This window comes from Mesorhizobium sp. M0048, assembly GCF_040323405.1.
Lineage (GTDB): Bacteria > Pseudomonadota > Alphaproteobacteria > Rhizobiales > Rhizobiaceae > Mesorhizobium.
Window position 1 is genome coordinate 1 of the sequence record NZ_JAMYUV010000058.1, and the last position, 26,408, is coordinate 26,408.

Genomic DNA, 26,408 nt, shown 5'->3' on the forward strand with positions numbered 1-26,408 from the left:
CGTCAGGCAAGCCATCCTCACCGCGCTCGCGCAGCCGCCCCCAATCCGTTGTCCCCACTGCCGCAGAACCCTCTCCGCTAAAAATCTGCCAAAGTAGTGCTAGTTTTCATGTCAGTGAGGGGCAATGGCCGGCACACCTTTGATCAGTATTCTGATCACTTTCCTCGTCATCGTTCTGGTATTGTATCTCGTTAACCTGCTGCCGCTTGACGGCCGTACCCGCCAGATCGCTCGAGTTGTCGTGATCATCATCGGCATCGTTTCATTGCTGAAATACCTCGCGGTATTTTAAGCCGCCACAATGCGATATACGCCACCGGCGTACCTGCCGGTGGGATGGGCCGCAGGTCTTTCATGACCAGCTCGGCGCCGTCGATGATGCCGTCATGGCGGTGACAATGGCCGGCACCGCGAACGTGATCTGGTTGTCGGTCGCCACAATCAGTGTCCCCCCTCGACGTATTTCTGAGAGACTCGGCGTCTCGCGGCCTCGAGCGGATAATCTGTCACCGTCGGAGTGCCCGGTATCCATGGCATCGATGGGTCTAGAGCGCCGGTTGTGCTTTCTCCGCAGAAAGACCTCTCCCTGCCCTAATCCGCCCTCGCCATCCGGCTGGAGCAGTTCCGTAACCATTTCGGCCATGTCGTCGTAGAAGCCGGCCATCTACACGACCGAAATATCAGGCAGACCGTAGGCGGGACCGATTAGCGGGGCGGGCAAGCCCTCGATGATGGTCGAGACCGGCGCATCCGGTGCGAAGATGTTGCCGCTGTCACCTGGTTCGAAGAACTCACGCTCGATGCCTTCGACCTTCTGACGCTTCACCTTCTTGGAAGCGTCAAAGGAGATCGACAGCAGGCCGGGCTTAACCAGTTCGAGATATGCGGCTTCATACGAGGCGTCGATCACCCGTTGCGGGATCAAATCGCTGGCGAGCGTCGAGCCGTAGACCGTGGCGCCGGTGCGCGGCCATGCACGTTCCTGCGCCAGTCCGCCTGTCGGCACGCCCTGAAAGCGCATATCGTAGGTGCCATCGATGTAGACGCTGCCGCGCTGACGGGCTGCCGCGATCGTCCCTGCAGGCACGGTATGGCCGGCTGCGGCCGCATAGGCTGTGAAGCCTGCATCGTCACCGTATCCAGCCATGCCGATCCTGCTCACTCTGGAACATTCAGGTTCCGCTCACGTTGAGTTCTGCAAAAGGAGAAGAACCATGCACAAGGACGAAGTTAAGGGTTCCGCGAAGAAACTGCGCGGCGATGTGAAGGATAAGATCGGCAAGGCCACCGGTGATGAAAAGCTTCGCGCTGACGGGGCCGCTGATAAGGCCGAAGGCAGCCTTCAGAAAGGTTTCGGCAAGGCGAAGGACAAGATCCGAGACGCCTTGAAGGATTGAAAACAAGGGCCGTCCGTCCCAAACGGGCGGCCTCCGCCGCCGCAACCATCCAGGCATTCCGCCAACTTAGCGTCGACGAGTTCCTTCAGCTTTTCGGTCGAGACGCTCCTGGCATATTCGATGCCAAGGTCATCCGCCTGCTTCTTCAGGTCCTCGCGTTCCCTGTCGGCAGCGGCCTTGCCCTGGAACTCGGCCGATTGGGACGAATCCTTCCCAGCAAAACGAGAACCAGCCGGTTGCTTAGCGACCTTTAGTTCGGCAGAGCTCATCTCAACATCGACGGTCTGGCCGGGATCGAGAGAACCGGAGCGCTGGTTGTGTTGATGCCGCGCGGGCCGGCTTGGCTATTGGTGACTTTCATCATCGCCTCCTTAGATGCGGTCGAGATAGCGGATCGACTTCGGCCGACTGATATCGACGCCGCCGAGACGGAAGATGCCGGGCACGTCGAATTTGATCGGCTTGGTCTGCCATGCCGGCAGGAACTGGAACGGCACCGGCATGTGGAACTTCAGCACCTCGGGCGAGCGGCGATAGGCCACCATGCGCTTGGTGCCGCCGGCGCCAGACGTGTCGAGATAAGCCGCAGGCTCCGCGGATAGTGAGCTCGCCGCCTGTGGTCAGGGTGTAGATGTTGTTGCGCTTCACCCAATTCCAGGATGGTCGTTTGGTTCACCGCGTCGATGCGGCGCGTCGAGATGTCGAGCAGGACCGAATACGGCAGGAGCAGCGTATCCGTGATTTCAACGCCCAGCATGCCGGCGAAGATGCCGGTCAGTTGGCCGTTGATGTCGCGGAGGATCTGATCCGGCGTCGTGGACGCGAACGTCGTCGCCAAACCCGTGCCGTCGGCCGGGCCCACGGCGGTCCGTATGCTATGCAAGATAGCCAACTGCTCGTCGCTGGCTAAGCGACAATGGCGAATGCAATCCCAAAACGAAGATCAGCGGTCGATGCGCCTGAGCGAAGCCTCGTTCGCGAGCGGTGGGCAAGCATTCTGACGTCAACCGTTCCGATTTGCACGCCATTGCCGCCGTTTTCAGAACCCTACGTGGGGGACATCTTCCTAACAGCGATGTGCATTCGTAAGAAAAGGTCGCATTCCAAATTGGCGCGGCGCGGGATGTCTGGCTTGGTGGATCCGCGGACGAACGGTGTGACCAGCGTAACCGACTCGCCAGACTTCACCCCACTGCCGGTTGTACTTTTCGGGTTGACGGCTGTGAAGGCTGACGCGATTTCTTATCCTCCACGTGGTCTCTCTCGCGAGGAAGCAGCGCGCTACGTTGGCGTTGGACCGACGCTATTTGACGAGATGGTCGGCGATGGCCGCATGCCGAAGCCTAAGCTCGTCAACAGTCGCACGATCTGGGATCGTGTCACCCTCGATAGCTCCTTTTCGTCTTTGCCTGACAAAGAGAGTGGTCTCCGGGTGCTTTTGGAACGAAGCGGAAAAAGTGCTAGGCGTAAATGATTACGCAGATTGCGTATACGCTGTCGACGTAGTATGATTTCCATGTGAGCAAACGGGTTGACGTCAATGATAAAGACGAGCTCTCGCGAGATGTGAAAGCTTGGCGGGCAAGAGAAGGATTCACGGCAGAAAGCGCAGCGAAATTGTTGGGCATCCCGAAGCGCACATATGAGGGCATAGAGCAAGGTCGAGGTTTCCCCTACCCGTTGCTCCTTCGGGTCGCTATGGAGAGCAAAAGCCCTTCGCCTCCGGCGACGATCGAGGTGCCCCGGCGCTTGGAACAGCAGAAGGCTGGAAGGAGGGCTTAATGGGCCGGCCATTCAAGGATGACAAATATCCCGGAGTCTCGTCGCGCCTAAAAAGCGGTAAGCTCGTCTATCGTTACCGCGGCAAGGGAATACCCGAAATTCGGCTTCCAGGCCGGCCAGGTGATCCAGAATTCGAGGCCGCCTATGAACGGGCAACTCAAGGCCAAGGTCAAAAGGGCGTCATCATCGACTTGCCTGGACGGGCGTTGCCGAAGACTTTCGGTCATGCTGCCCGCCGGCTTGAATCGACGATGGAATGGCTGGACTTCGACCAAGCCACCCAGCACAAGAATGCTCGGCTTATTGAACGCTTCCTTGAGATGAAGGTCGATCCCGCCTATCCGCTCACCTGGCGCGACACGCCGGTCGAGCATCTCGATGCCGACCGTCTGCGTGCGATTATCGAAGGCGTGTTTGGCACCAGACGGACAGTCGCAAAGCATCTGCTGGTAGCGATCAAAAAGCTCCTTTGGGTGGCGATTGACGTTGAGAAGTGGATCAAGCCGCAGGACGATCCTTCGCTGTCAATTCGCGTTCGCATTCCCAAATCGACGGCCAATCCTGGGTGGCCGATGGCCATTCGTGAAAAGTTCGAGTCGCGCCATGCAGTCGGCTCGGCGGCGCGCACCTGCTACGCCCTCGGCTTCTGGCTCGGGAATAGACGCGGCGACATCGCCGCACTGGAATGGGAAGATCTGGTCAGCGAGGAAATCGAACTGTTCGATGGCTCGCTGGTTTTGATCGAGGCCTTCGAGTTTCGGCAGAAAAAGAACCGAAACCGCCACGGCGGCAGGGAAGTGTTTATCCCCATCGTGGACAAGCTGGCGCAGGCTCTGGAGCCGCTAGACCGTTCGAAAGGTGGACCGGTATTGAGGAACGCCTATGGGCGTCCGTTTGCGGAAAAAAGCCTCACCGGCATGATGGCGCACTGGAACAGGCAGGCCGGCATTCCGGAGGGCTACACCCTGCATGGGCTCCGGCGTACCTTCGGCACGTATCTCGCCGAATGCAACATCCAGGCACGCGCCATTATGGAAGCCATGGGACATTCCTCGATGACGGTGACGGACGCGTACGTACGGGAGGCGAACAAGAAGCGGATGGCCGTCGATATCGCCCGCGCGATCAACGAGCGGGAGGCGAAACGCGACGCCATGAAGCAACGGATGCCGCTGCGCGTCATCAAATGAATGGTTTCAATCGGACCGGTGCAGGGCGGCTTATCGGCCGCCCTTTTTTGTTGGGCCCATAATGGGCCCAAAACGTTTTGGGCCGAGGCCACTTTTTCGAAATGAAATCAAACATTTTGGTGGGCCCGGAGGGTGTTCAGAAAGCGATAAAAATCAATTTCTTAGAGATCAGTGGGACTTCAGAGTATTCAAATCTTTTCCAATGTTTTTCGATGTTGTTGTCCCACTCAGAAGTGCCTCAGTCCACCAAGCCGACGCACTGAACGCCTCACTCGGAAGGGAGGTTTGCGCAAGGCGAAAGGAAGATCGCGTCGGTGTGCAGCCTTCCTGAGGAAGGTCGCGGTAGCGCCAACTGCTGACGCTCAGCGCGAAGACATCAATGTCCTGTTATGGGGCCGTCAGAGGACCGGCCGCTCCTCGCGCCCAGAAAGCGATAGCAGACATGCAATAGGTGGTACAAAAGTCTCTAGCGTGACCCTTTCGAGACATTTGCGTGCGGCATTTGCGTCTCGAAAGCGGTTCTTCAGTGCTACCAGCACCAACGACCGTCTGCGGTCGTTCAGAACACGGGTTACCGTCTCTAAACCGGATATTGAACCGGGCAGCCGCCGGAAATTGATCGAATGGAGGTGATCGCCTGTCAGGAGGCGTTCAAAAACGACCTACGACCGCGATCTTCATCGCGGCCGTTTTCATGGTGTCATTCCCGGCTATGCTGACAAGTTCTTTATGATCGGCAGCTTGCGGATCGTCTTGCCCGTCGCCGCCCGTAGCGCGTTGGCGACGGCCGGGCCGATCGGCGGCACACCGGGCTCGCCAACGCCCGTGGGCGGCTCGTCGGACGGCACAATGTGCACCTCGACGCGCGGCATCTGCTCGATCCTGAGCGGCGTATAGGTGTCGTAGTTCTCTTGGTCTATGACACCGCCCGTCAGGGTCAACTCCTCCTGGAGGATCGCGCCTAGCCCGAAGCCGATACCGCCCTCCATCTGAGCGCGGATCTGGTCAGGATTTATCGCGGTGCCGCAATCTACCGCGCAGACGACGCGGTCGACTTTGAAATCATTTCCATCGTTGAAGGTGATCTCCACCACCTCGGCGACATAGGTGGAGAGGCTTTCATGCAGGGCCACGCCGCGGAAACGGCCTTCCGGCAGAGGCTTGTCCCAGCCTGCCTTCTCAGCAGCCAATTTCAGCACGCCGGCATGCCGTGGATGGTGACCGAGCATCGACAAGCGGAAATCAACCGGATCACGGTTCGCAGCGGCGGCGAGCTCATCGATCAGGGTTTCCATTGCGTAAGCGGTGTGGGTGGAGCCTACCGAACGCCACCACAGCACTGGGATGTTCACGTCCGTCGTGGTCAGCTCGACCTTCAGGTTCGGGATCGCATAGGGCAGGTTGGTGGCGCCCTCCACGGAGGTCGGATCGATGCCGTTCTCGATCATCGCCGCAAAGGGCGAACCGCCCGCGATCGATTGGCCCACGATGTGGTCATGGAGAGCGACGACATTGCCTTCCTTGTCGAGCCCCGCCTTGACTGCGTGCACATAGACCGGCCGGTACCGCCCACCCCGCATGTCGTTCTCGCGGGTCCACTGCACCTTCACTGGCTTGCCGGGTCCCAGTGCACGCGCTGTGGAAACAGCTTCGATAATGAGATCTGCGTCCGAGACCGCTCGGCGGCCGAAGCTGCCGCCGGTCTTCATCACGTGCAGCCTCACCTTGTCCGGCGTGGTGCCGCCTACTTGAGCGGCAGCCGCCTGATAAAGGTCGGGCATCTGGTGTCCGCCCCAGACGTCGATGGTGCCGTCTTCGTTGATTCGGGCGGCCGCGTTGAGTGGCTCGATCGAAGCATGGACAAGATAGGGGAATTCGTAGTGCCCTTGGATGACTTTCTCAGCACTGGCCAACGCTGCGGGAGTGTTACCGTCGTCGCGCGCGGTGGCCGCGCCCGGATCGTCTGCTGCCTTAGTGTATTCGGCCATGATCTCGGCCGTGCCGCGCCTTTCGGCCTTCTCTTCGTTCCAGGTCACCTCCACGAGATCGCGGCCCTTGAGCGCCGTCCACATGTCCCTGCCGACCACGGCAATGCCGCGCGGCGTCTGGACGACATCGACAATGCCGTGGAGTGCCTTGGCCTTGGAGGCGTCGAAGCTCTCGATCACAGCGCCGAACTTCGGCGGATGGATCATAACGGCCGTATTGAGTCCATCCATCTTGAGGTCGATCGTGTAGGTCTGCGCGCCATTCGTCTTGCCGGCGGAATCGTAGCGCTTGAGGCTGTCCGATCCGATCTGGGCCCACTTGTCGCGCGGCTTTAGCGGCACGTCGTCGGGAACCGGCATTCCCGCTGCGGCTTCAGCCAGGTCACCGAAGCGCGCCTGCATCCCTGAGGCGTGCGACACGACCCCGGAAGCGACTGTGATCTCGCCGGCTGGCACGTCCCACCGCTGCGCCGCGGCCGCCACCAGCATGGCCCGTGCGGCAGCACCCGCCTTGCGGTAGCGCTCCCACGACGAGCTCATCGACGTGGACCCACCGGTTCCCTGCGCGGCCCCGCCCCAGGCGAGATTGCCGTAGAGCGCGGTATTGCCATATCCGCCGACCACGTGGACCTGCGCCCAGGCGCCGTCGAGCTCTTCCATAACCAGGGTGGCGATGCCGAAATAGGAGCCTTGTCCCATCTCGAACTGCGACGAGTGGACGACGATTCGGTTCTCCGGTGTGATCTCGACATAGGTCTGGAAGGGGTTCGCCTGGACCGTTGCAAGCGTCGTTTGTGCGTTGGCGGGCGCGGCCATCATTAGCCGGTAGCCCACGGCGAGGCTCGCGGTGGTGACGGCCGTGCCGAGGAGGAACTGGCGGCGCGTGGGTCCCACGGCATTATGCTTCGGGAGAAACTGCAACATGCCTCAAGTCTCCAGCCGGTTGGCGGTCTCGTGGATGGCCGCGCGGATGCGATGATAGGTGGCGCAGCGGCAGAGATTGCCGCTCATCGCCGAATCAATATCATCGTCCGTCGGCTTCGGCGTCTCTGTCAGGAGGGCCACGGCCGACATGATCTGGCCAGACTGGCAATAGCCGCATTGAGGTACGTCGAACTCGGCCCACACGGCCTGGACCGTTTCGCCGATCTTGCCCGACACGCCCTCAATGGTGGTGATCGAGGCTCCTTCGATGTCCCCGACTGCGGTCTGGCACGAGCGCGTCGGCATGCCGTTAACGTGAACCGTGCAAGCGCCGCACTGGGCAAGGCCGCAACCGAATTTCGTTCCTGTGAGTCCGATGCCGTCACGGATCGCCCAGAGCAGCGGCATCTCTGGATCGACGTCGAGTGTTCGCGCCTCGCCATTGAGGGTAAAAGCGACCATGGTTTGCTCTCCTTGTCCTGAGCTGGCTATCTCGTTGCGCCTCCGCCCGGCTAGGAACCGGATTCTTATTGCTGAGGCATAGCGACCACAGACTAGGATCGCGCAGCTCGAGCAACAAGCCGCTAGCTGGCAATCGCGAGATCGTGAAGTGGCTCGTGTCGAAAGGCTGGAGGCAACTGAATGTCATTTTTGGGCCGACCGGCCGGTCAGTTTCCGGCTCGATGACCTGGTTGGCAGTCATTCCGCTTCTAAGCCTAAACCCCAGACATGAACTGTAGCAGCATCATAAAAGACGACATCAAGCGGCGATTTTTCGTTGCGCTGCACCGCTAGCTCGTTCGCGTGGTTCATGATCCGCTGGTTATCCGCGGATGCTGGTTCACCATAGATGCCAACACAGAGCTTGCGAAACTTGCCACGCGCTATGCGGTTAAGGATGTGGTCGTCATTCGTAGCGAGCGAATGGCCGAAAATGAAGAAGCAATGGCTGGCGGTCTTCACATTCGCGGTGAACTGCTTGAAGCCTTGGTACAGGTAGGCATTGTGACGGATCTTCGCCTTCTTCTGGGCGCTGGTGGGTTGATGAAGGGCGGCTTAGGGTCATGATTCCCGCTGCAATGACCGATGAGTCACAGACGCTGCATTTCGCGCTAGACCGCAACTGCGGTATTCTCGATCATACGCTCAGCCATCCTATTCGCACCTCGTTGCCGCCGTTCGCCGCACCTATCGATCGGAGGCCTTCCAGCCTCGCGATAGCCGCGCTATGTGGCTGCACACAACCTGACGACGAACAGGAGCAAGATTGGACATAGAAGCCAGCACAAGATCGCCCTCCCCCTGTCCTTGCTCGTTTTCATGCGAAAACAATCGAACTGAGTGCTGCGGGGATAGCGAGGTCGATTTGGCCCACTTCAGAGCGAAGTCGGCCATAAGCCATTGATATAATTTTGGTGGGCCCTGAGGGTGCTTGGAAAGTCAGAAATATCAAAGGCTATTCGACAGTGGGACTGTGTTGCGTTACTATGCTCTCCGGTCTTTCCGGTTGATTTGTCCCACCCCTGATGCCGATTGCGGTCATTCGCCGCTGCGTTGGTCAATTCCCGATTCCACAAGCATCCGGTCCTGAGTGGGCAGACGGGCTTCCTAGTGGTAATTAGTCAGCGACACGTTGACCGTTCTCGTCACGCGGGTGAAATCTACGTTCGACCATATACGTCGTCGAAGCGAACGATATCATCCTCGCCGAGATAATCGCCGCTCTGCACTTCAATGATCACCAGGTCAATTCTGCCTCGGTTCTCCAGCCGATGCTTATGGCCGCAGGGGATGTAGGCTGATTCGTTTGTCGCCAGGAACAACTCCTGCTCGCCATTGACGATTTTCGCGGAGCCGCTGACCACGACCCAGTGCTCCGAACGATGATAGTGCATCTGCAGGCTCAGCCGCCGACCGGGCTTCACCTCGATGCGTTTGATCTTGAAGCGCTCGCCTTCCTCAAGAACCGTGTAGGTACCCCACGGCCGGTGTACCGTGCTATGGACCAGGTGAGCTTCATGTCCTGAAGCCTTGAGGCCCTCGAACAGCTTCTTGACGTCCTGAACGCGGTCGCGGGATGCGACAAGCAAAGCGTCCGGGGAATCGACGATCACCAGATCGCTGACGCCGACCGTGCCGATGACGCGCTTGTCGGAGCTCACATAGCTGCCGGTCGTGTCGACCATATGCACATCGCCGCGTATCCTGTTCCCGCTTTCGTCGGGGGCGATCAAATCGGCCATTGCGTTCCAGGATCCGATGTCGTTCCAATCCATGTCGCAGGCAACTACGGCAAGTTTGTTCGTCTTCTCCATGACAGCGTAGTCGAGCGAGATTCGCGGGGCGGAGACGAAATGCTCAGGCGCGAGTTCGATCTTGGCAAAGCCTTCGCCTTGACTGAAGCGGCCGTTCTCGTAGCTGTCGGAGACGGCCTGGATCACCGCGGGGCAATGCGATGCCATCTCGTCGAGCATGGTTTGTGCGCTAAAGCAGAAAATGCCGGCGTTCCAAAAGAAGCGCTTGGACGCGACATAGGCTTTGGCTGTGTCCAGATCCGGTTTTTCAACGAAACGGACGACTTTCTCACCATCCGCTTCGATATAGCCGAATGCCGTGTCCGGTCTGGTTGGGGTGATGCCCAATGTGGCGATCCGCCCGAGCTTCGCATGTTCGATGGCCCGGCACATGACGTCTAAAAATGCAGGCAGGTTGCCAACCATGTGATCGGCTGGGAAGACGCATAGAATCGCGTCAGCGCCTTGCGTCGCCTTGGCATGGATGGCGGCTGCCGCAACGGCTGCGGCCGTATCCCGGCCTTCAGGCTCGAGCAGAAAGGTGCGTGGCAGGACCACGGACTCTAGTTCGTCGAAGTCGTCCTTGGTAAGGAAGAGGTGTTCCCCAGATGTCACGGCGACGAGTTCCACTACGCCCTTTATCGAACCGGCGCGCAACACAGTGTGCTGCATCAGTGAATGCCCGTCTGCCACTTTGAGGAAAGGTTTAGGGTGCGATTGCCTTGAGGCGGGCCATAGCCGCGATCCGGCTCCGCCGCTGATGATGACGGGAACCACTTTCATATAACAACCTCGATTTCGTCTCTGGAGTGATTGCCCGCGCCCTTTCGAGCGTTAGCGTCACGATCGCCGTCGCTCTGGCTTGGTCTGCGGCCTCCGAGTAACAGCGAAGTTCTGGCGCGTTGCCGAACGGCCTCAGATGACGACGCTATCGGTATCGTACGACGCTTCCATGGCCTCGATGAGAAATGGACATTCAACTATGTCTGTTGGTTGCATCCGCCGAATTGTGCAGGTGACGGGTCTTAACTGAGACCAGAGATTCTTTGGCTGTCTTCTATCAAAATCAAACGACTTGGCTCCTTCAGATCGAACTCAATTACGCGTGGTACGAAAAGGCGTGCATATCGTGTAAAGGCGCTCGTCGGAGGAAACCGAATTACAGTATCGCAGCGCCCGAGAAGATACATCTCAACGAGGGCGGAAATTGCGCCGTCCATCCCAAGTGCTGCAGTGTGTAAGGGGCCGTCTTGATCGGATCGGAAATGCTTGGGGACGGTGAGAAGATCGGGAAACCTGGCCGACAGGTGATCCAGGATTTGCGCGCTGTCCGTGCACAAGAACAGCCGCACAGGCTTGGGGTGCGGTAACGCTTTAGCCTTATCAACCGCAGTGCACACTTGTCGAACGGCGAACTCCGGATCGGCCCAGTAGGGCGCATGGTCCATGATGTCTTCACCGTTACCATGTCGAACATGAACCCCGATGATGCTGTGCCCCTCAAAACATTCTTGGTAAATGGCATTTATGCGTGTTTGAATTTCAGACCGAGGCTTGACACTCTGGAAGACCTGCCGCTCGGCATCCTCATCGCAGCGCCACATCAAGCAAGCGTCACACACTACTGTGTTCGCTTCGACATCGTGTTCGGCCTGAAAGAGCTCGCCCAACTCGTCGCGCTCTTGGAAAATCTGCTCATCTGGGCGGTAAAGGCAGTCGATCGCTGGCCTATTCCACCACTCCGGGAAGAATGGACCCGGGAAGGAAAAGTCGTTGATCCGGTCGTCGCAAATAGCCGGTACGCCAGCGATGTCATTGATCGGTTCGAAGAACACCGGAAAGGCATTTGTGAAGGGTTGGTCGAGATAGCAGGACCCGCGCCAGTCGACGGCTAGCGTTCGTCCCGACCGCTGAGCGTAGCGCCAAGCGGCCGCCAGCGACCATAGACAATCACCGAACCCCGTACGCCTCTGAGAGACGACGAACCTGCGCTTTACCAATCCACTGACCTGCATTTTCGGAAATTTCGTTTCAGAGACGAGGTTGCATCTGGCTTGGGATCTCTTAATCGATACTAGTCGACCGTTACGCCGGGCGATTTGGTAGAGGCTGCGCGTGGGGCAGAAGAGCTCCCTCTGCACTGCCTATCCTTATCTCTGTGACGCTCGCAAATCTTGACGCCGGGTACTCCCGCTTCCGGTTAAATTCAGCGTTCTCTAATGCGCCGGGCGACATCTGTAAAATTGATTGCGTGGATGTGGCCCATCCATGTGTTGGATACTAAGGCGTTCCTTGACGATGGGCCTCTGCTGACGCGAGGCCGCGCTTTGCTAAGCGAAACAGCCGTTCGAGGCAGTCCACAAAGTCCCTTTTTCAAGTCCAATTCTTAACTGCCTCAACGTAACATGTCATTTGCGGGCGTTTCCTGAAGGACGGATGTGCAGGACCCGCCAGCCGTCGAATGTCAGGCGCAGGCCATCCACGTCATTTATGGCCATCATGGCGTCCGGTCCCATCGAAAGATGCGACACGGCGCCCTCTGACGCTTTCAAGTGCGCCAACATGGCGCAACTCGTGTCGACCGGATAGCTTTCGATCCGGCCGGACTGAGCGACTGGCACGCGATGCTGTGCGACGACGGCCGAGAGAGGAATTTTGGCGTCTGCAGCCATGTGGAGGATCGTTCCGACGGTTCTGCGGGTTCTCGGTGTCGGAGCCGACACCCGTGCGAACCCGCTCTCGTCCGTTTTCGACAGGCCCTTGAGGTTCATGACCCTGTTGTTCGCCGAGATCACCCGCCAGTTCAGCGATCCAGGTGAAGATCGGCACGCCTGTCGATGCGGCGATCATCGCCTCGGCCAGCGAAGATGATGAAGAGGGCCATTGGGTCAAGTACAAGCGCCGACCAGCGTTTCATTGCTTCAAAGCCCATTTCGGTGCCTACGCCGATACGGCCCTTGTCGAGGAGATCGCCGTCACGGCGCCCACACCGAGGACGGCAACGCCGTTCCTGATGCTCTGCCCGACAATCCCGGCGAAGTGTTTGCCGACAGCGCCTACCGAGGCAATCATCTCGGCGACGCGGTGCGCGCCAAGGGTGGAAGGCCGCGCATCGTCGCAACCGCGTGGGGGCGCGACGAGGCCGAAAGCTCGACGCCTGGAACCAACCGATCCACAGAATTTGTACTCGGATCGAGAAGATCTTCGGCACCTGTAGCCGGATGCGATGGCGAGGGCTGGCAAAGGCGGCCGTTCAAATTCGCCGCACTGCGATCGCCTACAGTATGAAACACAGTTTGATGGTCGCCTCGTCCCCCCATCGTTGAAGCCCAGCTACCGTTTTCGGGCTAGCGCGCCCGAAATTCCTTGGAGGTCAATACGTAATGCCCTACCCGGCTTTTCGCCGCCGTCTCAAATGTGCGGTTCGCCCAAAGCCCCCGACTGCCACGAACTTTGTCTTCGCGCGGAGCGAAACCTCGCGCCCACGACTTTGTGCCGCCGATGTGCCCGCGCTGCCCTGTCAAACAATCCATTTTATGGATGCACCTCATCCAAACAATCGATTTCACTGATCAAAACAATTTCCATTAGAAGACGCTGAAGCAGGCAATGATTAAGATTACTTGGTTAGCGCAAGAGAGCGGTAAGGTGGAGTTGTCGGCTTGGACCCACATGCCCGCCATTTTATCTGGGAATGGCTACGTGCCCTGTTGGCGCAGGGCAAGACGATTCTACTGGCCACCCACTTCGTGGAAGAAGCGGAGCGGCTATGCAACCGACCTGCGTGCTTGAGAACGGACGTGCGTCCTCACTCGCTGATTGATGAGCAAATCGGGTGCGACGTGATTGAAATCTATGTCGCTCACCCCGTGAGCTGAGTTCGGCACTCAGGCCGCATGTGCGACTTAGGCAGGTTAGCGGCGAGACTCTGTTTTGCTATGCCTCCAAGCAGGAGCAGGTGTGCTCGCTGGCTGACACTGTCAATGACGAGCTCCGCGCCGCATCTGTCGAAATCCTACCATAGGGTATGGGGCGGGCCGCAGTTTGCTGGCGGTGTGGCGAGCCGGAGTCGAAACTTCAACTATAATAGAGCAGGAAGAAAATGGGCGAGAACAGGAAAGTTGCTCTGGTTACGGGCATAACGGGACAGGATGGTGCCTATCTTACCCGTCTTCTGCTGGAAAAAGGCTACGTCGTTCATGGGATTAAGCGACGTTCCTCTTCCTTCAACACGGGTCGCATCGAAGACATCTACCAAGACCCGCACGATCCCGATCCGCGCCTAATTTTGCATTACGGTGACCTCACTGATGCGACTAATCTCATCCGAGTAGTTCAGGAATCCCAGCCAGACGAGATTTACAACTTGGCCGCTCAGAGCCATGTCCAGGTGTCGTTCGAAACGCCGGAATACACAGCAAACGCCGACGGTATCGGAACATTGCGACTTCTTGAGGCGATCCGCCTCCTCGGTCTGAAGGACAAGACCCGCTTCTATCAGGCCTCGACTTCAGAGCTCTACGGCCTCGTGCAATCCGTACCGCAGAACGAAACAACGCCCTTTTATCCGCGCAGCCCTTACGCCGCCGCCAAGCTCTACGCCTACTGGATCGTGGTCAACTATCGCGAGGCCTATGGTATCCATGCTTCCAACGGCATTCTCTTCAATCATGAAAGCCCACTGCGCGGCGAAACTTTTGTGACGCGCAAGATCACCCGCGCCGCCGCTGCTATCTACCTCGGCAAGCAGGACAAGCTTTATCTCGGCAATCTGGATGCTCAACGCGATTGGGGCCATGCGCGTGAGTACGTGCGTGGTATGTGGATGATGATGCAGCAGGATCAACCGGATGATTACGTGCTGGCGACGGGCAAGACGACCCCTGTCCGCCAATTCGTCGAATGGGTTTTCGAAGATGTCGGCGTCGCGCTCGAATGGCGTGGTGAGGGAGTCGACGAAAAGGGCTATGATGTCGAGACCGGCAGATGCCTAGTCCAGGTAGACCCACGCTACTTCCGCCCCACGGAAGTCGATCTTCTCCTGGGCGATGCCACCAAGGCGAAGGAGAAGCTCGGCTGGGTGCATGAGACATCCGTGCGCGAGCTCGCCGCGGAAATGGTGCGGGAAGACCTCAAGGTCATGCAGACATCGGTAATCATGAAGGAAGCATAATGTACGATCTGAAGGGAAAAGCCGTGTGGGTCGCGGGCCACAAGCATGGTGGGCAGCGCTGTTGTAGGCCGCCTCGCGTCTGAAGACTGCAAAGTTATGGCCGCCCTGACGTTTCCCCCAATTTTATCCAGTCGTGAGTTCGTTTCCGGGGGTGGATTTGCCCTGATGGCCGGTGGACGCGACGGGTGCTGGCGCGGAGCGTTTCACGTTGCGCAGCGCGAGCGACCGTCGCGGGTTGAAGGTCGATGCACATTCGTTGGGTGTCTGCCATCCGATGTGCGAGTGCGGACGCGCGCCGTTGTAATCGGCGCGCCATACATTGAGCCTCGCGCGGGCCTGGGCCAGGGACGTGAACCGCGTCTCGTTGAGGAGCTCATCGCGAAGGGGGCCGTTGAAGCTCTCGCGTTAGGGTCCTAGCCAACCTCCGACTGTGAACTCGCGGAAGCGATTTACGGCAAGCGCACACAGCAGCTCGTCCACGGCGTTCGTACATGAAGTTTGGAAACCTATAATACTGGTACACACCTCCATGGGGGAACATTATCTCCAATATCTCAGCGATTACCGGATAGCTATCTGCCTTCACCTACCTCGGCCTAGTGCAGAATCTTGGCCGAATGAACTCGGCGCTCTTGCTGCACACCAATGGTCCGTCCCGCGCGAAGTGCGATCATACCGCCGCAGCTTACCTTCAATCCGGCACTGGCGAGGATCTAGATCCAAGCCGACGGCGCCGGGCATCAAATAAAAAGCCGCCGACCGAAGCCAGCGGGCTTGATTGGGATGGCCCGCGCGGACGGTCAAGGCTGCGCCGGCCGACCATGGCGGAGGGACCGCCCGATGACGGCGTGCCGATGTACCACAACATACGGCGAGATAGAGCCTTCCGGCGTCGCGGAAAAAAAGCCCGCCGGTTTTGAGCCAGCGGGCAAGTTCTGGAGTGGCTGAGATCAACCCAGCATCAGTCAACGACCGGCGGAAGGGTTGGTTGCAGTGGATGCCAGCTAGCCGGAGCATGCTGTGAATCGTAGCAAAGTGAAAAACAAAACTCTGGACTTCTAGGTCGGACTCGCCCCAATATTTGTTTGGGGGATTCACATGAAAATTGGAGCACTCATCGCAAGTGCAGCCCTGTGCGTCAGCGGCTGCTCTACGAGCGCTGTCGTGTCGGACAGCGATCTCACGGCAATGAATACCGTTGCGCTATGTCACGTTCTCGCCAGCAGCACGGACGAACAGTATCGTAGCAGGGTAGCGGCCCTTCTAGTGCGCAGGGGCGCAACAGCAGAGAGGTGCACCAGGCTTGTGCAAACCGACAATGCTGTCGCGACAGGCATAGCGATCGCGGCTGTCGGCGGCGCAGCTGTGGGTGTCGCTGCCAACAACGGCTATGGAGGCGGAACATATTACCGGCCACCGCCACCAAAACCTATGGCGTCGCGTGGGACCAATTCTATGGCCAGAACTACAGCGTTATCTGGCGCTGCCGCGACCGGTCCACCGGGCGGTTCCTTGACGATTACTATTGCGCCGGCCTGCCCATGGTCGACAGCGCATGGCCGGGCTGGTCGGCGTAGCGGATGAGCAGGCCATACCGCAAATATCGATCCAATCGGTGGCAGAGACCCACCGGTGCCAAGCTGTGGCGGCGCCAACTTGCGAGCGTGCCGGCAATGCTCGGTCTTACGGCAGCGGCGGCGGTGGCCGCCTTCCTGGCGCCGTCGGGCGCGCAACGTAGCGACGATGCATCAAAGGCCAGCCCACGAAGGGCGGCGCCCGCCTCGCTTACCGGTGTCGCTTCCGTCATTGACGGCGATACGATCGAAATCCACGGCCAGCGCGTCCGCTTCAACGGCATCGACGCGCCAGAGAGCCGGCAGCTGTGCCGCGATGCGAATGGCGCCGAGTATCCTTGCGGCCGGCGATCGGCCGAAGCGCTGGACACTTTCCTGGCCGCGTCGAGGCCGCTCGAATGCACATTCGTGACGTGGGACCGCTACCACCGCTTTGTCGGCGATTGTCGGCGCGCCGACGGCGCGGGCGTGGCCGCCTGGATGGTCGAGCACGGCCAGGCGCTGGATTGGCCTAACTACAGCCAGGGCGCCTATGCGGGGCAGCAGGCGCAAGCCCAAGCCTCAAAGATCGGCCTGTGGGCCGGGACGTTTCAGGCACCCTGGGAATGGCGCGCTGCGCACGCCGACGCCGCGGCGCCGTCGAGTCGCCCGCTGGGCATCATCAGCCGTAAGCTGGTCGCGCAGAGCGGCTATTCTTGCGAGCCGCGGAGAACGTGCAAGCAGATCGGTTCCTGCGATGAAGCCAACTGGTACCTGCAAAACTGCTCATGGGGCGGAAAACTCGATCGCGATAAGGATGGGATCCCATGCGAAACACTCTGCTAGCTGAAATGTAACGGAGTAAGCGCGCCACGGCCGTGGGTCGCCTGGTTGAAGACGCCGAAAAGCTGGACGATGTTGGTGATGTCGGTCTCGATGAAGACCTCGAGCTTGTCGTGCAGCATCCCCTTCTTGCCGAGAAGATAGCGGATTTTCGCCTTGCGGGTGGGCTTGCCTTGGGCGTGCGGTCACACTGGGGGTCGGCGCCTTCGACCCGCCCTCTTCGGCCAAACCTCCAGGATTTCCGTGAATATCTCCCGCGCACTGGTGCAAAAGTGGCGTGCGGCGTCAGGGTTGATTGGGTTCAACGCAAAGATCGCACCCCTCCATCGGTCGCACAGGTCGTCGGAGAGCCCTGTAAGATATGAATGCCGGTGTCGTCCGCCGGGATGTCGCCAGCGGAATCGTGCCGTCTACCCTCGCTGAGGAGTTCAGGATGCCCGGCAGGGGATGCGCTCCCTGAAAAACGCCTAGCGCGACGGGGGCTTTATCATATCGGTCGCGCCGAAATTAGTTCAGGTTGTCTTCCCAGAACTCCAGGTCGTCCGTGTCCATCGTGTTGCCGGAGCTCTCGTGCTCCTTTACAAAGTCTGCCGCCTCCTCGCTTTCGAGGAATTCGTCGAGCGCCCTAACGGCCGCCTGCACCTTTTTCAGCTTCTTGCCTCGCCATAAATACGCATGCGGCGGATCGGGGTCCATGATGTTGTATTGGATCGCCATTTCGGCATTCGATTTCTGGTCGCTATCGTACCAGACAATGGGGACGGCCTTCCCATAGAGGTCCATGATGAGATTGCGGTAAAAGTAAATGCTGACTCGTGGTCGAAGGTCGACGATCGTTTTCAGGATTTCCTTGAACCGGGCCTCGGCATCGACGCTGGTTTTCTTGGACATGATGGCCTTGACTGCAACAGGGTCCTTCGCGGCCTTGAGCTCTTCGATCGTTTCGCTCGCCTCGTCATACACATCTTGGAGGCCTGCCAGTTCCTGTTTCAGCTCCGCGAGCTCGTCTTGTAGGGCCTTATGTTCGGAGGCGGACACGTTGGTTGCGGGAGCTAGGTTCTTCAATAATTTCTTCAGGTCGACCTTCCACGCCGCCCGCTTCTTGTCCCAGTCATGCTCAGTCCGCGGTTCAAGTGCGGTTCCAGTCCCCTGAATCATTTGGCGTAGATCGACGAGCTTTGCATCGTTGTCGATGCTCCACCCCTGCTTCAGCCCTAGCGTACCAGAGACAGCGCTGAACCTGATCGGCGGCACTACGATGGGGAGCGCTTTCAACGATTTCGCCCAGGTGGCGCCAAGTTCCATCAGGCAGAACCAACTCTCCATGTAACACGGTGTCATCATTAGGATGACGAGCTTCGGGCTCTGTATCTGCTTCTTCATGTAATCGTTGAAGTCATCTCCAAATGGGATGTTTTGGCCGTCGACGCTGGAGCAGAAGATCGATTTGGCGGGCACGCCGATAGCCTCTTTCAGGAAGGCAACGAACTTATTGGCAAGCGCAGCGTCGGCCACTGCGTGGCTGATGAAGATGTCGGTCATTGAGGCCCCCGATAGAGGTCGGCAAGTTATCTGCGCCGGGCTCCCAAATGCAAGTGCCGCCAGCGTTCCGCTGCCCCCTTGTCAGAGCATTTCAGTTTTCGAGCTTGGGTGCGACGCGATTGGCATCCGCCCATTCGGCGAGTGCATTGCTCAGGAAGAGACGCGCATACTCGCGTTCTTCATCTTTTCCGGTGACGCGCGAGAAAGCGAGCGAAATTCCGTCGTTCCGGACGTGGCGGTCCACAGTGAACGGATGGGGCTGGAGCCGATCCCGCGCCCATTCCTTCATGTCTTCGATATGGGTGTCAGCAAAGAAAAAGCAGGCGGCCGACATAGCCCGTCTCAGCTTGTCCATCCGCCTCGCGGCTTCGCCGATGTACCTGACCGCCTTGGCGGCCTCCTTGCGCTGCAACAAGCCAATAGTCGCCTCCATGGCCTTTTCTTCGTCGTCGCAGCCGTCGAAGGAAAGAAGCCACTGTTCGTAGCGCCTGACTTCGGTCAGGAACTTGCAGCTTGCGCCAACCAGCGTGTCACCGCGCATGCTTCCGAAGTAGCTGTTCCGCGCGAGCTTCTTCGGGAGCCGGGGATCGAACTCGGCAGCCTCGTTGTCGACCATTTCCGTCAGGACGTATTCGCCGCCGGCCTTGCGGACCTGCCGCAGGGCTCTGTGGATCGTCGGCGCGTCCTTCCGGAAGTCATGGAAGATGCCTTCGATCTCGGTTGCGATCGGCTTCAGGGCTTCTAACTCCCGCAGCATGCTGGGAACGTGCGTCAGCCGCGCCATCAGGAAGTCTTCCTGATGCCTCCGCTCGTCGTCCTGCTTCTTTTTTGAGAACGCGGCATGCTTGACCTCCGCTGAGGCGCAGTCGTGGCCGATCACCGCGATGCACTGGCGGTTGAAGATAAAGACGAAGGAGCCTTCGAGAAATTTCTCCCGCCGCTGGCACATCGGACAGGGAATGTAGTCGCCCTCGGGCCGTTTCTTTCGATCCACAGCGAACGTGTGGATGATTTCGAATGGCTCATTCTTGTTCACGCGACCCCAGTAGAGTCCGGGGAAAGTTTCAGGCTGATAGGACTGCTTGACGTGTTCTATGAACTGGTCCCGCAGATGATAAGGAGCCTCACGGTAGGTTGCGTGGCCAGTGTATTCCTCAGGAAACGTGTACTCTATTACATTGCGAGCGGATGCTTCCATGGTTGGGTTCTCGTCCCTGTTGTTGCCATCGTCTCCTCCCTGGCAGGTTGCGACTCATGCGAGTCTTGCCGTGAATATAGAAGATTCGCGGTTGTAAACGGAGTCCGAAAACACGTTTTCTGTCAGTAGACGGTGGAACTTGGGGATTAATGGCAATGGATGGGAAGCCGCCGTCAATCATCGTAGATTGGGAACAAACACGTCCTTGATTGAAAAAGGCAGCTGGCCTGTCTAACGATTCATCACCCTCCACCCCTCGCCTGTCGTTCCAACGCCGCGCCGAGGTCCCGGCCTGGGACATAAAGCTCTGTCCTGGTGCGAACCTTGCCCGACCCGTCGCGAGCATAGAGCTACTTGGTCGCATATCGAGTAATGCTCGTATTCAGTGCGGCGACGTGGTCGCGGCGATGATCTCGCTGGGGGGCTGTTTGACGAAAAGCCCGACCAAAGCGAGCTCGGGCGAGATCGTGAACATAACGATCGTATTTTGGAGGCCGGACCCCGGCGAGTAAGGTCTCGGCTTTCCGTCAACCCAATCTAGGATTACCGGATCGTCGGATGCCGCATAGGTGCAGCCAGGCGCGGCCGAGACGAAGGACCAGCTCCTGCGAGCCAGTTGCTCAACAGCCGTCGGGACCGATTCGAGCTCCAATCCAAACAGGTAAGTCTGATCGATCGCAACCTTACGTTCGCCTCGATCGATGAGGTCCTTCATATCCTCGTAGTTGATGTCATCGCGGACTAAGGGCGCCATTCGCTCGCGCCTGCTTCACCGAATCGTCGAAGCGATCCTTATCCTGCAGCATCATTTTCATAATGCCGTTGACGACTTTCAGATCAAAATTTTCGGTCATTGACCTGAACCGTGGATTACGCACGGCCACGTTCCCCATCAGAAGCATAACAGAAGAAAAATGCGCCTCCGATGGGAAGCTGATCGCCTCTATCATCTCGGCCAGATGCACTGAGATTTCACCCTCGATCTCGGCCATCCCGTCCTCGACGTGGTTAGGGTCATAGCCCTCGACATCGATCCGGAAGAAGTGGCGCCGACTGCCGACTTCCGGACCAAGGTCTCGAACGATTTTCTCGTCGACTGATCGTAGCAGAAGACCTTGGCTTTCCGCTTGTCACAGCCGACGCTGAAATTCCGCAGATAGAACTGAGGGGTGAAGTGGTGGTTTGCCTTCTCTGCCATTATTGCCCGCAATGCTTGCAGACCCGTGGAGGCCTGCTCCAGGGATCTGGCGATCCGGAACCGGCTCAAAACAGTCCGCGTTTGCCCGCGTTGCCGTGCTCGCCTGCGAACACATGCTCAAGCACCCCGTCCGGAAGTGGGAACGGCGGATCCTGGTTTTCGATGATTATGAACTGCGCCTCGTCGCAGCGTTCTATCAGATAGTTGTAGAAGTGCACGTTTAGACCTGCCGCGGCTACGGTAGCTTCGTCAGAGCTGAGTTCCTTGTGCTTTGACTTCAGCGGGTCGCGGTAGCTGAGAAGCGGGCTGTCGAGGACGAGAATACCCGGATGCGGCAACTCGCGTTTCCGGCAGACATCCATGACCCCAATCTTGAACGCTGCGTTGAGCAGCGCCCTTACACCCTTGCCGTTGGCGTTACGCTGCTTTCCGTTTAGGAGGATATCATGCGTCTGCTCGTGGAAAGTGATACGCGGATCCCCCGGATACTTCCACTTCCTGAAGATGTCCTCCACCGCAGCTGCGAGTTCATCTCCAACGACCGTCCCGACACCGACCGCGACGCTTCCCTTGGCGACCCGTTTCGTCTTGAACTTCAACAGCTCGGCCTGGCGGACCCGAAGTCCGCTGATGCGCCTCTCAACGGACGTTGCGTCATGGAGCTTCTTTCGGGCCACATCGATCCCCTCATACTGGTCGCGTGTCTTGACGGCGGCTTCCCGTGCGGTCTCGATCTGCTCATCTTTCACTTCGATGTCGCCGGAAAGGGAGGCGATCCGCCTCCGCATTCCGATCGCTTCGGCCTGAAGTGAAGTGATCGCCTTCGTCAGCCCGGCGCTTTCGGCTCGGACTTTGCGCAATTCTGCCGAAACGGCCTTCTGGGAAGTTTCGACAGCCTCGAAGCCGTGTTCGACATGCTGATGCTCGGGATCAGCACCACACAGGACGCAAGGACGCTTCGCTCCGGCCACAAGGGCCGCGGCCCCCTCCTCCAGCATCATAAGCCTGCGGATATCGCTGGCAAAGCTTGTTGCGAGCAGTTCGAACCGTTCAATGGTCAGGACCGCCTCGTCCGCCCTCTCCGTCAGTTCATCGCGCTCGGACACCAGTCGTCGACGTTCCATGGAGAGCGCGTCGAGAGCGGAATGTCCTGCAGCCAGGTTCGATCTGAAGGTTTTCAACGTCGCATCTAGCCGCTCGGCCTGTTCGTCGAGGTTCAAGATCGTCAAGTCTTCGACATCGGGATACATGGCGGCGAGTTCTGCGACCGCCGTGTTCAGCATCTCCTCAACGATTTCAATACGACCAGCGTTCGTCTGTCTCTGCTGCTTGGTATCCGGCACTTTCACCATCGACTTGTCGTCGACACCTGTGAGGATGAACTTCAGGACGTTCTTGTTGAAGGTGTCGCTACTCTGGCGGTCGACGACGATTGGGCTTTCCTCCGCGATCATCGGGGTCTCTTCCGTGAACAGGTAGCTGGCGAAATGCCGGATCGTGAACGTCGCCTTGTCGCCGGTCTGAGTCCTGGCAATTTCCGTGTCGCCGACGCCGAGTTCTCCAAGCAGGAAAGTCGAGAGGCTCTCCTTCTTGGTCGTGTGGTTTTCGGCCAGCGTGCGGTCACTTTTCCGGCCGAGTGCCTGCTCGAACTCACCCTCGAAAAGGTCGTACCCGCCTTTTGACAGCGAACGGGCGAGAGTGATCCGCCCGCTTTTTGGCACATCAATTTCTAACCAGCATCTGTCGTATGCGACGGCCTCGGCCAGGCCCGGCAGGGCGGACCCTCCTCCGAACATGTAGTCGAGCGCCTTGACGGCGAAGGATTTGCCAGCCTGCGAACCGCCCCAGACCACCGTTAGTCCCGGCGCGAAGTCGAGGTAGACGGCCAGTCTATCCGGCCCGGTGAAGGCGAGGCGCCGCAAGATGAACCGGGACGGTGACATGTCAGACGCCAGCCTGGGAGGTGCCATGCCCGAAACTATCGGTCCATTCCCCGATGTTACCGACGACCATGGACCTGAATCCGGCCTTTGACAGTTCGCGCACCTGTCCGGCCACCCAGCTGGCGCAGATCTTCAGGTCTTCAGAGTAGGGGGATTCGAGCAACTCGACATACGAAGCGGCTTCCTCGGAGGCTCGCCACGCGAATCCCTCATCGTCGGCGACCTTCTCCAAGAGATGGCATTTGCGCATAAGGTCGAGCCCTGCCTCCACAATGCCGCGCCGGACGAGCAGCTCGCCCTTCCGGCTGCTGACCGCGGCGTGAAGCGACATCGGTCCGCCGACGTCGGAGGCGTGGACGACGACGTGATCGTAAAGGACAACCTCGCTGAGGTCGGCGGTCATCGGCCGCAGATGCTCGAGCACGACCACGGCACGAATCCCGGCCTCGAGCGGCGTATGATACAGGTCTGAAATGCTCGCGCTCATGGGCTCCATCTGATCCTTCCGTCCGAAACGAGGTGATGGCACGTACCCTGCTTCACGGGAGGCCGGGCCAAGGTACCCAGAATTCCTGCAGGCGCCGCCCCCGTGTGTTTCATCACCGCGTCGATCCTCGCCAAAGGCGATGGGTGCGCCTCGTTATAGACCTCGATCAGTAAATGGTAGATGTCGTTCTTGAATACGTCGACCGATCTGGCCGCCGTATTGTCGCGGTGGAAGTCGCGGAACGCGCACGCCTGATAATAGCGCTGTCTCTGGATCCTAAGGTGCTCCCCGAATTTAGGGTCCGTAAAGACGTCCTCCAGCGTCGCGAAGTCCAATCCGGCCGATCCCGCATAGACTTCCTGAAGCTGCGTCAGATACGTCAGCTCTATGTCGCTGATTTCATCGGGCGTTTCGCCTTCGGGCGCTTCGCCAGGCGGCAGGCCCAGCACCTGGACAAGAGCCGGAAGCGCGGCGGGATCCTTGACCAGTTTCGGCGCCGTCAGGCACTCGACCGCCGTGAAGTCGTAGCGCTCGATCGAGGCCCGGATTTCGGACGTGAGTTCGACGGGATTTCTGGCGGTTATCCTCATCCGGCAATGCTTGTCCCAAGCCTCCAGCAGCGCCTTCCCTATTCGGGACGGGTTCTGCAGCAGCGTAGTCAACGAGCCGTCGATGCCTCGCGGCGAAACGAAGATGTACCGTCGCGGCAGCGTCGCGTAGGCGCCGGCCGCATGATGGTGGAAGACCTTGCCCAGCTCCGTCATAGCCTCGCCGATCCGAAGCTTCGAGCCGCGTGTCTTCCGCTTGCACTGGTAAAGGTCCCACGCGCCATCATGGCGGGCGCGCGAGAGAAATCCTATCACGTCCCGGCCCTTGTCATTGGCCGCACCAACGCGCTCGACTTCGACGTAGTCTTTCGATTTCCGTTCGGCGTATATCTCGACGAACTCTTCGAGTTCGTTGTCCTCGAGTTCGACGATGCGCGTTGCTGGCTTCGTCACGTCCGCCCCTGAATCGATCCCTTTGCCTGAGTATCGCATCGGCGCGCCGCGTCGACAACGCTCAAACCGGCATCGATCTGAAGACATTGTTGGATGGTTTCGCCGACGACATCATTCGCGCGACGTCAAATTTCCGTGCTCTTTCCGGATAGTGGGATAGCCGCTTCCCACCCTGTCATGGACAGTTCATCAACCTGAACGGACCGGCAGCTTTGAAAAGATTGCCTAGACGGCCTGAACGACTGAAATGAGGCGCAGAGCCGGCATTGGTTCGGGGCAGATCAGCTCGTCTATTGTGCCCGATGTTTCGGCTTGCCGCCGGCAAATTGCTTCAATGCATTTGCCCGCCTAGAAAGGTGCCCCCTCGGACTCACTGATCGCTGTCACTTATTCGGACCCTGAAATTGCCTGCCGCCGCGATTTCTCTGACTTGTCGACGACAGGGAGCCCTTCCTTTCTGGCCTTGGCAAACGCTCGATCGCTCTCCAGGAACTCCGCCAGCATGAACGGGATCAGTTCCGCTACCGATTCGGACTCGCCATAGGTCTGACGATAAAGGGCCGCATAGTCCTTCAGTGCTTGGTTCAGGTCTGCACTTACGCTTATGGTGATCTTCGAAGGTGTCCGATCCGGAAGTTTGCCGAGTTTCAGATTGGTCATGATGACTCCAGTCAATTCGGGTACGGCCGTAGCACAAGATCCTTGTGCACGATGACGCGCAGTGGCCAACCAGGGCGGACGGTGATCGTGGGCTGAATATTGAGGTCCTTCTCGGTGATGCGCTGGCCAGCTTGACTAACGTTCTGCTGAGCGGATTCGCGGATTGCTTTGACCAGGTCGCTTTCGTCTTGCCCGAGGCTCAGCTCCGTGCCGACCCCCAGCAACGTGGCCAGCGCAACGCCTTTCATCAGCTGCCAGGTGTGGAAATCCACCTTGTCCTCAAGCCCGGCATAGCCGGCGGTGTCCGTCGCCGGCAGATTGTCGATTTCGATCGAAGAGCCGTCGGGCAGCAGTATCCGTTGCCAGACCAGCAGCGCGCGCCTTTGTCCAAAGGCAACAACGCTGTCATAGGTGCCAATCAGGCGAGAGCCTTGCGGAATGAGCAAGGTGCTGCCGGTGACTGTGTCGTGCACATTCTCGGTGACCTGTGCGACGACGAGGCCGGGCAAGTCGGAATTGATGCCAGTGATCAGGCTCGCTGCGATGACGCTGCCGGCCATCAGCTGATACGGCGAAGCCGGCGTCTGCAGTGCATGCAGATTGTAGATTCCACTTGTGTTCCGCTGGCTGACAAAATCGAGCTTGCGCTGTTGATTGTTTTGGTCGTCCTCGGCCGGTGCAACGGAAGCTGAATCGCGTGCGGCATCGGATTGTGGAGCCGTTCCATCAAAGGGTGGACGCCCGCCCTGCCCGTTGCCGGCGGCATCCGCTTGCCGGGGTCGATTTTCGATCCGGAAGAAGACTTGCGATTCGCGCGCCTCGATCGCCTGCTGTGCAAGGCGCTGCTCCTCCGCCGAAACCTCCTGGCCCGGCGCGATGCCCAGCTGGCGTTGGTGCTCAAGGATGGGGCGGCCGAGGTCGCCGGGCAGCGGTGGTCCAAGCACCGGAGGCTTGGGCTTGATCCCGGAATAGTCCTTAGGCAGCCTTTCAATTGCCTCCGCGGTTGGCTTCCGCTCAGTGTTGTAAAGCTCTTCAGCCTGCTCTTTGATGCGCAGCGCCGGTCCCTGCAGCGCCATCATGGTGACGCCTAGAACGGTCCCGGAACCAACAGCAGCAATGGCGACAATAATGCCGCGCTTGAAGCGCACAGCGCGGCGAGGCGAGGCCCGCAGCTGCAGCTGTTCTGGATCGAGTTTCGGTGAAGCATCGGAGCGGGAAGTATCCGTCATGGGCCG

Annotated in this window: 25 protein-coding genes and 5 pseudogenes; 9 read left to right on the top strand and 21 right to left on the bottom strand. The window is 59.0% G+C overall.

What is annotated here, in order from left to right:
• Positions 1-124: 124 nt before the first annotated feature.
• A complete protein-coding gene (locus NKJ84_RS28720) occupies positions 125-292 on the top strand; it encodes a Thivi_2564 family membrane protein (protein WP_352509233.1) in 168 nt (55 codons plus the stop codon).
• Positions 293-352: 60 nt separating this feature from the next.
• Here the strand turns inward: NKJ84_RS28720 and NKJ84_RS28725 are convergent, their stop codons facing one another.
• Both NKJ84_RS28725 and NKJ84_RS28730 read right to left on the bottom strand, forming a co-directional pair.
• On the bottom strand, positions 353-664 hold the full coding sequence (locus tag NKJ84_RS28725) for a hypothetical protein (protein WP_352509234.1): 312 nt from the start codon (positions 662-664) through the stop codon (positions 353-355).
• Positions 665-1,147, bottom strand: coding sequence for a DnaT-like ssDNA-binding protein (locus NKJ84_RS28730; protein WP_352509235.1), 483 nt, complete (start codon positions 1,145-1,147; stop codon positions 665-667).
• Between the two features lie 67 nt (positions 1,148-1,214).
• Between NKJ84_RS28730 and NKJ84_RS28735 the strand changes: the two genes are divergently transcribed.
• On the top strand, positions 1,215-1,397 hold the full coding sequence (locus NKJ84_RS28735; protein ID WP_352509236.1) for a CsbD family protein: 183 nt from the start codon (positions 1,215-1,217) through the stop codon (positions 1,395-1,397).
• Between the two features lie 371 nt (positions 1,398-1,768).
• Here NKJ84_RS28735 and NKJ84_RS28740 read toward each other — a convergent pair whose 3' ends face one another.
• Positions 1,769-1,942 carry a major capsid family protein gene (locus tag NKJ84_RS28740; RefSeq protein WP_352509237.1) on the bottom strand — a complete coding sequence of 58 codons (174 nt, stop codon included), beginning with the start codon at positions 1,940-1,942 and terminating at the stop codon, positions 1,769-1,771.
• Entirely contained in the window at positions 1,909-2,259 is a 351-nt protein-coding gene (locus NKJ84_RS28745; protein ID WP_352509238.1) for a major capsid family protein, read from the bottom strand. Before NKJ84_RS28745 ends, NKJ84_RS28740 begins: the two co-directional genes overlap by 34 nt.
• A 360-nt stretch (positions 2,260-2,619) precedes the next feature.
• Between NKJ84_RS28745 and NKJ84_RS28750 the strand changes: the two genes are divergently transcribed.
• From NKJ84_RS28750 to NKJ84_RS28760, 3 genes are read left to right on the top strand one after another with little or no spacing between them, the layout of a single operon-like run.
• Positions 2,620-2,871: a hypothetical protein gene (locus NKJ84_RS28750; protein ID WP_352509272.1), complete on the top strand. Its 252-nt coding sequence runs from the start codon at positions 2,620-2,622 to the stop codon at positions 2,869-2,871.
• Between the two features lie 44 nt (positions 2,872-2,915).
• Positions 2,916-3,179 carry a helix-turn-helix domain-containing protein gene (locus tag NKJ84_RS28755; protein WP_352509240.1) on the top strand — a complete coding sequence of 88 codons (264 nt, stop codon included), beginning with the start codon at positions 2,916-2,918 and terminating at the stop codon, positions 3,177-3,179.
• Positions 3,179-4,369, top strand: a complete 1,191-nt coding sequence (locus NKJ84_RS28760; protein WP_352509241.1) for a tyrosine-type recombinase/integrase — start codon at positions 3,179-3,181, stop codon at positions 4,367-4,369. Before NKJ84_RS28755 ends, NKJ84_RS28760 begins: the two co-directional genes overlap by 1 nt.
• Before the next feature lie 710 nt (positions 4,370-5,079).
• Here NKJ84_RS28760 and NKJ84_RS28765 read toward each other — a convergent pair.
• The 6 genes and pseudogenes from NKJ84_RS28765 to NKJ84_RS28790 form a co-directional block, all read right to left on the bottom strand.
• Positions 5,080-7,281 carry a xanthine dehydrogenase family protein molybdopterin-binding subunit gene (locus NKJ84_RS28765; protein ID WP_352509242.1) on the bottom strand — a complete coding sequence of 734 codons (2,202 nt, stop codon included), beginning with the start codon at positions 7,279-7,281 and terminating at the stop codon, positions 5,080-5,082.
• 3 nt (positions 7,282-7,284) lie between these two features.
• On the bottom strand, positions 7,285-7,743 hold the full coding sequence (locus NKJ84_RS28770; protein ID WP_352467057.1) for a (2Fe-2S)-binding protein: 459 nt from the start codon (positions 7,741-7,743) through the stop codon (positions 7,285-7,287).
• 237 nt (positions 7,744-7,980) lie between these two features.
• Positions 7,981-8,307 (bottom strand): annotated as a pseudogene (locus NKJ84_RS28775) (DUF4917 family protein); the annotation flags it as partial.
• Positions 8,308-8,942: 635 nt separating this feature from the next.
• Positions 8,943-10,358 carry a mannose-1-phosphate guanylyltransferase/mannose-6-phosphate isomerase gene (locus tag NKJ84_RS28780; RefSeq protein ID WP_352509243.1) on the bottom strand — a complete coding sequence of 472 codons (1,416 nt, stop codon included), beginning with the start codon at positions 10,356-10,358 and terminating at the stop codon, positions 8,943-8,945.
• Between the two features lie 242 nt (positions 10,359-10,600).
• Entirely contained in the window at positions 10,601-11,590 is a 990-nt protein-coding gene (locus NKJ84_RS28785) for a nodulation protein NodZ (protein WP_023680057.1), read from the bottom strand.
• Between the two features lie 393 nt (positions 11,591-11,983).
• Positions 11,984-12,247 carry a hypothetical protein gene (locus tag NKJ84_RS28790; protein ID WP_352509244.1) on the bottom strand — a complete coding sequence of 88 codons (264 nt, stop codon included), beginning with the start codon at positions 12,245-12,247 and terminating at the stop codon, positions 11,984-11,986.
• A 143-nt stretch (positions 12,248-12,390) separates the two neighbouring features.
• Here NKJ84_RS28790 and NKJ84_RS28795 point away from each other — a divergent pair, with 143 nt between their 5' ends.
• From NKJ84_RS28795 to gmd, 3 genes and pseudogenes are all read left to right on the top strand, one after another.
• Positions 12,391-12,792 carry a hypothetical protein gene (locus tag NKJ84_RS28795; protein ID WP_352509246.1) on the top strand — a complete coding sequence of 134 codons (402 nt, stop codon included), beginning with the start codon at positions 12,391-12,393 and terminating at the stop codon, positions 12,790-12,792.
• A 442-nt stretch (positions 12,793-13,234) separates the two neighbouring features.
• Positions 13,235-13,536 (top strand): annotated as a pseudogene (locus tag NKJ84_RS28800) (nodulation factor ABC transporter ATP-binding protein NodI); the annotation flags it as partial.
• Positions 13,537-13,677: 141 nt separating this feature from the next.
• On the top strand, positions 13,678-14,748 hold the full coding sequence (gmd, locus tag NKJ84_RS28805; RefSeq protein WP_352474458.1) for a GDP-mannose 4,6-dehydratase: 1,071 nt from the start codon (positions 13,678-13,680) through the stop codon (positions 14,746-14,748).
• 123 nt (positions 14,749-14,871) lie between these two features.
• Here the strand turns inward: gmd and NKJ84_RS28810 are convergent.
• Positions 14,872-15,150 (bottom strand): annotated as a pseudogene (locus NKJ84_RS28810) (integrase core domain-containing protein); the annotation flags it as partial.
• A 1,298-nt stretch (positions 15,151-16,448) separates the two neighbouring features.
• On the opposite strand from NKJ84_RS28810, the gene NKJ84_RS28815 reads away from it, so the two are divergent.
• Positions 16,449-17,147, top strand: a complete 699-nt coding sequence (locus NKJ84_RS28815; protein WP_352509248.1) for a thermonuclease family protein — start codon at positions 16,449-16,451, stop codon at positions 17,145-17,147.
• Here NKJ84_RS28815 and NKJ84_RS28820 read toward each other — a convergent pair.
• From NKJ84_RS28820 to NKJ84_RS28865, 10 genes and pseudogenes are all read right to left on the bottom strand, one after another.
• Positions 17,144-17,488 (bottom strand): annotated as a pseudogene (locus NKJ84_RS28820) (pPIWI-associating nuclease domain-containing protein); the annotation flags it as partial. The gene NKJ84_RS28815 and the pseudogene NKJ84_RS28820 sit on opposite strands and share 4 nt — an antisense overlap.
• A gap of 163 nt (positions 17,489-17,651) precedes the next feature.
• Positions 17,652-18,686 (bottom strand): toll/interleukin-1 receptor domain-containing protein, encoded by a 1,035-nt coding sequence (locus NKJ84_RS28825; RefSeq protein ID WP_352509250.1) that lies wholly within the window; start codon positions 18,684-18,686, stop codon positions 17,652-17,654.
• A 91-nt stretch (positions 18,687-18,777) separates the two neighbouring features.
• Complete coding sequence (locus NKJ84_RS28830) at positions 18,778-19,884, bottom strand: hypothetical protein (protein ID WP_352509253.1); 1,107 nt, start codon at positions 19,882-19,884, stop codon at positions 18,778-18,780.
• Positions 19,885-20,266: 382 nt separating this feature from the next.
• Positions 20,267-20,638: a hypothetical protein gene (locus NKJ84_RS28835; RefSeq protein ID WP_352509255.1), complete on the bottom strand. Its 372-nt coding sequence runs from the start codon at positions 20,636-20,638 to the stop codon at positions 20,267-20,269.
• A pseudogene (locus NKJ84_RS28840) lies at positions 20,616-21,082 on the bottom strand (DUF4238 domain-containing protein). Before NKJ84_RS28840 ends, NKJ84_RS28835 begins: the two are co-directional and overlap by 23 nt.
• Positions 21,083-21,147: 65 nt before the next feature.
• On the bottom strand, positions 21,148-23,025 hold the full coding sequence (locus NKJ84_RS28845; RefSeq protein WP_352509257.1) for a coiled-coil domain-containing protein: 1,878 nt from the start codon (positions 23,023-23,025) through the stop codon (positions 21,148-21,150).
• A gap of 1 nt (position 23,026) precedes the next feature.
• The gene (locus NKJ84_RS28850) at positions 23,027-23,512 is read right to left on the bottom strand and encodes an ABC-three component system middle component 2 (protein WP_199202885.1); all 486 of its coding nucleotides are present in this window, start codon (positions 23,510-23,512) and stop codon (positions 23,027-23,029) included.
• Positions 23,509-24,513 (bottom strand): ABC-three component system protein, encoded by a 1,005-nt coding sequence (locus tag NKJ84_RS28855; protein ID WP_352509259.1) that lies wholly within the window; start codon positions 24,511-24,513, stop codon positions 23,509-23,511. The genes NKJ84_RS28850 and NKJ84_RS28855 overlap by 4 nt, the downstream gene beginning before the upstream one ends.
• A 387-nt stretch (positions 24,514-24,900) precedes the next feature.
• A complete protein-coding gene (locus NKJ84_RS28860; RefSeq protein WP_023680069.1) occupies positions 24,901-25,173 on the bottom strand; it encodes a DUF2274 domain-containing protein in 273 nt (90 codons plus the stop codon).
• A gap of 11 nt (positions 25,174-25,184) precedes the next feature.
• A complete protein-coding gene (locus NKJ84_RS28865; protein WP_352509260.1) occupies positions 25,185-26,402 on the bottom strand; it encodes a TraB/TrbI/VirB10 family type IV secretion system protein in 1,218 nt (405 codons plus the stop codon).
• Positions 26,403-26,408 lie beyond the last annotated feature (6 nt).